This window comes from Rhizobium sp. NZLR8, assembly GCF_019685025.1.
GTDB lineage: Bacteria > Pseudomonadota > Alphaproteobacteria > Rhizobiales > Rhizobiaceae > Rhizobium.
The window spans coordinates 1-4,369 of sequence record NZ_JABDVY010000031.1 but is presented as its reverse complement, the minus strand read 5'-3'; the positions used below and the strand labels follow the sequence as shown (position 1 = coordinate 4,369).

Here is a 4,369-nt window from a genome sequence, read left to right as displayed (position 1 = left end):
GCAGCTGACGTGAAAGAAGTTCAGATGCTGCACTGGTGGACGTCTGGCGGCGAGGCAGCGGCGCTGAACGTTTTGAAGCAGGATCTGTCGAAGGAAGGTTTTGCCTGGAAGGACGTGCCGGTTGCCGGCGGCGGCGGTGATGCGGCGATGACGGCGTTGAAGGCGATGGTTGCCGCAGGCACCTATCCGACAGCCTCGCAGATGCTCGGCTATACCGTGCTCGATTATGCCCAGGCCGGCGTCATGGGCGACCTGACCGAGACGGCCAAGAAGGAAGGCTGGGACAAGTCGGTGCCGGCAGCGCTGCAGAAGTTCTCGGTTTATGACGGCAAGTGGGTCGCAGCCCCGGTCAACGTGCATTCGGTCAACTGGCTGTGGATCAACAAGGCGGTGATGGACAAGATCGGCGGCACCCAGCCGAAGAGCTTCGACGAGCTGATCGCGCTGCTCGACAAGGCCAAGGCTGCGGGTGTGATCCCGTTGGCGCTCGGCGGCCAGAACTGGCAGGAAGCGACGATGTTCGATTCCATCGTGCTGTCGACCGGCGGTCCGGAATTCTACAAGAAGGCTTTCAACGACCTCGACGAGGAATCGCTGAAGTCGGACACGATGAAGAAGTCCTTCGACAATCTGGCGACGATCATCAAATATGTCGATCCGAACTTCTCGGGCCGCGACTGGAATCTGGCGACCGCCATGGTCATCAAGGGTGATGCGCTGGTGCAGGTGATGGGCGACTGGGCCAAGGGCGAATTCGTCGCCGCCAAGAAGACCCCGAATACCGACTTCCTCTGCTACCGCTTCCCCGGCACCGAAGGCAGCGTCGTCTACAACTCCGACATGTTCGGCATGTTCAACGTCCCCGACGACCGCAAGGCGGCCCAGGTGGCGCTGGCGACCGCAACGCTGTCGAAGAGCTTCCAGTCGGCCTTCAACGTCGTCAAGGGTTCGGTGCCGGCCCGCACCGACGTTCCCGACACCGACTTCGACGCCTGCGGCAAGAAGGGCATCGCCGACCTGAAGGCTGCCAATGAGGGCGGCACGCTGTTCGGCTCGCTGGCCCAGGGTTATGGCGCACCGCCGGCCATCGCCAATGCCTACAAAGATGTCGTCTCGAAGTTCGTCCACGGCCAGATCAAGACCTCCGACGAAGCCGTCAAGCAGCTCGTCCAGGCGATCGACGACGCCCGCTGAGACCACGCTCGATGACACCGCTTCCCCGCGCATTGTCGCGGGGAAGCCTCAGGCTCCGACGATCATCCCGCGACGATTGTGCGGAGAGGCTATGCAGGGATCATGCAGGGCCACCATCATGCAGGAGGGAGACGACATTCCATGAGCACCGTTGCGACCACCGATCCGGTTCTGACGCCGGCGCAATCGACGCCGATCTCGCTCAGAGGCCGGCTGCAGGATGCGTTGCCGAAGATCGTGCTGGCGCCGAGCTTCGTCATCACCCTGGTCTTCGTCTACGGCTTCATCGTCTGGACGGCCTATCTGTCGTTCACCAATTCCAAGACCTTTCCGTCCTATGCGCTGACCGGGGCGCGCGCCTATCAGCGGCTGTGGCGCTGGACCTTCGAGAGCGATCCGCCGTCCTCCTGGTATACCTCGATCACCAACATGGCGATCTTCGGCTTTCTCTATATCGGCATCTGCCTGGCGCTCGGACTGTTCCTGGCCATCCTGCTCGACCAGAAGATCCGCGGTGAAGGCATATTGCGGCCGATCTTCCTCTATCCGATGGCGCTGTCCTTCATCGTCACCGGGGTTGCCTGGAAATGGTTCCTCGATCCCGGCCTTGGGCTCGAGCAGACGCTGCACCACTTCGGCTGGACGAGCTTCCACTTCGACTGGATCAAGAACAAGGACTTCGTCATCTACACCGTCGTCATCGCCGGTGTCTGGCAGGCGTCCGGCTTCGTCATGGCGATGTTTCTGGCCGGTCTTCGCGGCATCGACGGCGAGATCATGAAGGCGGCCCAGATCGACGGCGCTTCCGCTTTCCAGCTCTATCGGCGCATCGTCATTCCGCTCTTGCGGCCGGTCTTTCTCTCGGCCTTCATCGTGCTCGCCCATATGGCAATCAAGTCCTACGACCTGGTGGTGGCGCTGACCTCCGGCGGCCCCGGCGGCTCGGCCTGGCTGCCATCGAACTTCATGTATGAATACACCTTCAAGCGCAACGAGATGGCCGTCGGCTCGGCCAGCGCCATCATCATGCTGATGACGATCTCGGCGATCATCGTTCCCTATCTCTATTCCGAACTGAAGGAGAAGGCGCGATGAGCAGCGTCACCTCTTCGACGATAACTGCGACCACACCGCCTTCGCAGAGCGGCGACAACAGGAATAACAACACCCGCTGGATCGGCCGGCTGGTCATCTACGGCCTGCTGGTCATCTTCGCCGTCCTCTATCTGATGCCGCTCTTCGTCATGCTTACCACCTCGTTCAAGACTATGGACGAGATCCAGAACGGCAACATGCTGGCGCTGCCGCAGACGCCGACCTTCGATCCCTGGATCAAGGCCTGGGGCGAGACCTGCGTCGGGCTGACTTGCGCCGGCATCAAGGGCTACTTCTGGAACTCGATCAAGATGGTGGTGCCGGCGGTGGCAATCTCCACCATCATGGGGGCGCTGAACGGCTATGTGCTGACCAAGTGGCGTTTCCCCGGCCATACGCTGGTGTTCGGGCTGATGCTGTTTGCCTGCTTCATCCCGTTCCAGTCGGTGCTCTTGCCGATGGCAACGATCCTCGGTTCGCTCGGCCGCTTCGGCATGACGCTGCAAAACGCCACCGGCTTTACCTTCGGCTTCGGCAATCCGACCGTCAATCTGGTCTTCGTGCATGTCGTCTACGGCCTCGGCTTCACCACGCTGTTCTTCCGCAATTTCTACGAGGCCTTTCCGACCGAGCTGGTAAGGGCCGCCCAGGTCGATGGCGCCAGCTTCTTCCAGATCTTCCGCCGCATCATGCTGCCGAACTCGCTGCCGATCATCGTCGTCACGGTGATCTACCAGTTCACCAATATCTGGAACGACTTCCTGTTTGCCTCGGCCTATGCCGGCACCGGTGATTCCATGCCGATGACGGTGGCGCTGAACAATGTCGTCAACACCTCGACCGGTGTGGTCGAATACAATGTCAACATGGCTGCGGCGATGATCGCGGCCGTTCCCACGCTGATCGTCTATATCCTCGCCGGCCGCTACTTCGTGCGCGGTCTGATGGCGGGCGCTGTCAAAGGGTAACCCATGGCCTTCCTCGAAATCTCCGGTCTCAGAAAACGCTTCGGCGCCATCGACATTCTCAAGGGGATCGACCTCGAACTCGAAAAGGGCGGCTTTCTCGTGCTGGTCGGCCCGTCCGGCTGCGGCAAGTCGACCCTGCTCAACACCATTGCCGGGCTGGAGACGATCACCTCTGGCGATATCCGCATCGACGGGCGCGATATCAGCGGCCTGCATCCCTCCAAGCGCGACATCGCCATGGTGTTCCAGTCCTATGCGCTCTATCCGAACATGACGGTGGCGGGCAATATCGCCTTCGGCATGGAGATCCGCGGCGTTCCGAAGGAGGAGCGCGCCAAGGCGATCAAGCAGGTCTCCGACATGCTGCAGATCGGCCATCTGCTCGACCGCAAGCCGAGCCAGCTTTCCGGCGGCCAGCGCCAGCGCGTCGCCATGGGTCGGGCGCTGGTGCGCAATCCGCAGGTCTTCCTGTTCGACGAGCCGCTGTCCAATCTCGATGCCAAGCTGCGTGTCGACATGCGCACCGAGATCAAGCGGCTGCACCAGCGCATGGGCACCACCTTCGTCTATGTCACCCACGACCAGATCGAGGCGATGACGCTGGCGACCAAGATCGCCGTGCTGAAGGACGGGGTGCTGCAGCAGTTCGGCACGCCGGCCGAGATCTATAACAACCCCACCAATCTGTTTGTCGCCGACTTCATGGGATCGCCGGCGATGAACCTGCTGAACGCCACCGTCGAGAATGGCGCGGCCGGGCTTGCCGTCGCGCTGGAGCGGCCGAACGCCGCCCCGCTCCGACTGCCGGTGGTCTCAGGCAATCACGGCCTGTCTTCCTATGCCGGAAAACAAGTGATCTTCGGCATCCGCCCGGAAGCCTTGACCGACCCCGACGGCGCCGACCGCAAGGCGCGCTCGCTGACCGAGGACGATTGCCTGATCGAGGTGGTCGAACCGGCCGGCTCCGACACCTTCGCCGTCACCAAGCTCGGCGGCAAATCCGTCGTCGCCCGCCTGCGCGCCGATGCCGGCATCGCTCCGGGACAGACAACTCGCCTTGCCTTCAATCTCGACAAGGCCGTGTTCTTCGATCCGGACAGCCAGGTGCGGAT

The 4,369-nt window shown here is 62.0% G+C and carries 4 protein-coding genes; all 4 read left to right on the top strand.

Annotated features, from left to right (window positions below):
- Positions 1–1,194, top strand: a 1,194-nt coding sequence (locus HJB89_RS33025) for an ABC transporter substrate-binding protein (protein ID WP_221133271.1), incomplete at its 5' end; no start/stop codon positions are given.
- A 141-nt stretch (positions 1,195–1,335) separates the two neighbouring features.
- Positions 1,336–2,289 carry a carbohydrate ABC transporter permease gene (locus tag HJB89_RS33020; RefSeq protein ID WP_221151021.1) on the top strand — a complete coding sequence of 318 codons (954 nt, stop codon included), beginning with the start codon at positions 1,336–1,338 and terminating at the stop codon, positions 2,287–2,289.
- Positions 2,286–3,257 carry a carbohydrate ABC transporter permease gene (locus HJB89_RS33015; protein ID WP_207581917.1) on the top strand — a complete coding sequence of 324 codons (972 nt, stop codon included), beginning with the start codon at positions 2,286–2,288 and terminating at the stop codon, positions 3,255–3,257. Before HJB89_RS33020 ends, HJB89_RS33015 begins: the two co-directional genes overlap by 4 nt.
- A 3-nt stretch (positions 3,258–3,260) precedes the next feature.
- A partial coding sequence (locus HJB89_RS33010) for an ABC transporter ATP-binding protein (protein WP_221151020.1) occupies positions 3,261–4,369 on the top strand: 1,109 nt, incomplete at its 3' end.